1 protein-coding gene is annotated in these 1,678 nt (G+C 69.7%); it reads left to right on the forward strand.

Features of this window, described 5'->3' with window-relative positions; genetic code table 11:
• Positions 1–90 precede the first annotated feature (90 nt).
• Positions 91–1,647 (forward strand): TonB-dependent receptor, encoded by a 1,557-nt coding sequence (locus FEF15_RS19135; protein ID WP_163561064.1) that lies wholly within the window; start codon positions 91–93, stop codon positions 1,645–1,647.
• Positions 1,648–1,678: the final 31 nt, after the last annotated feature.

A 1,678-nucleotide genomic window follows, 5' to 3' on the forward strand; every position in this document is an offset into this window, starting at 1 on the left:
CACTGCTCGCTTACCTCCCCGCCCGAGTGGGCGAGGGTTCACGCGGATTTTTTTGCTGATTGAGACACGACGAGAAGGGCTTCCGCGATCATGAGAAAAGGTGCTTCCCTCCTCGGGTGCCTCGTCGTTATCGAGGCACCGGCCCAGGAGGCCGGCGATGACAACGCCGAGGCCCTCCCTACCATCACCGTGAGCGCGCCGCGCCTGGAGCGACGCCTCTACGACACCCCGGCGGCCGTCTCGGCGGTCACCCGGGAGGAGATCCAGCGGGGCGAGCAGGGCGTGCGCCTCGACGAGGCCCTGGCGCCGGTGCCCGGGCTCTTCCTGCAGAACCGCGACAACTTCGCCCAGGGGCAGCGCATCTCCAGCCGCGGCTTCGGCGCCCGCGGCACCTTCGGCATCCGCGGCCTGCACATCCGCGTCGACGGCATCCCCTATACCCTCCCCGACGGCCAGGCGCAGATCGATGCCGTGGATCTGGACAGCGCCGAGCGCATCGAGGTGATACGCGGCCCCGCCTCGGTGCTCTACGGCAACGCCGCCGGCGGGGTGATCGACATCACTACCGGCGACGGCAGCGAGCTGCGCCGTTCGCCGGTGGTGCGGTTGCAGGGCGGCAGCGATGACTTCTACAAGCTGGCCGTGCGTCAGGGGGGCGAGACCGGTAACTGGGTGCACAGCGTCAGCCTCTCGGCGCTGGACTTCGACGGCTATCGCGAGCAGAGCGCCGTCGAGAAGCGCCTGCTCAACGCGCGGCTCGGCTACCGGCTGGATGACGACCGCACACTGTCGGCGCTGCTCAACGTGCTCGACTTGCCCACTGCCGAGGACCCTGGCGGGCTGACCGCCGAAGAGGTCGCCGAGGACCGCCGCCAGGCGGCGCCGGACTCACTGGCACTCGACGCCGGCCAGGCGGTGGAACAGCAGCTGCTGGGCCTGTTCTACGAGGACCGCGACCTGGCGGGCGGCGAGCTCAACCTGCGCGGCTTCGTCAGTCGGCGCGATTTCGAGCAGCAGCTGCCCTTCCCCGGCAACAGCCTGATCGACTACCAGCGGCACTATTACGGTGGTGGAGCCGACTACACCCAGGCGACGGCGCTGGGCGGGCTTCCGCTGCGCTATGTCGCCGGCCTCGACATCAGCCGCCAGGAGGATGACCGCGGGCGTCACCGGGTCGACGGCCAGGGACAAATCATCGCGCGCAGCGCCGACGAACAGCAAAACGCCACCGCCACCGGCGCCTTCCTGCAGGCGGAGCTGGGCCTGACCGAGGCGCTCGACCTGAGCGCCGGCGTGCGCTACGACCGGGTGCGCATGACCATCGACGACGACTACTTCGGCGACGGCCGCGACGACAGCGGCAGCCACACCTTCCGCGAATGGACCGGCAGCCTGGGGCTGAGCTACCGCTATCACCCCGACCATCAGGTCTACGCCACCCTCGGCAACGCCTTCGAGACCCCCACCTTCACAGAATTCGCGCGTGACGACGGCCGCGGCGGCTTCAATCCGGCCATCGAGCCGCAGCAGGCCCTGAACCGCGAGATCGGCCTGCGCGGCACCCTGGCCGACGACCTGCGCTACGAACTGGTGGCCTTCTCGGTGCGGGTCGACGACGAGGTGACTGCTCCCCGCCCTAAGCGCTGACGCGCCACGGGCGAGGCTTCCCACTTCTCAG

Source organism: Halomonas sp. NO4, assembly GCF_010994375.1.
Classification (GTDB): Bacteria; Pseudomonadota; Gammaproteobacteria; order Pseudomonadales; family Halomonadaceae; genus Halomonas.

What these genes read in the sequence shown, in the direction of transcription:
- FEF15_RS19135 (WP_163561064.1), top strand. Translation starts at nt 91, where the DNA reads ATGAGAAAAGGTGCTTCCCTCCTCGGGTGCCTCGTCGTTATCGAGGCA.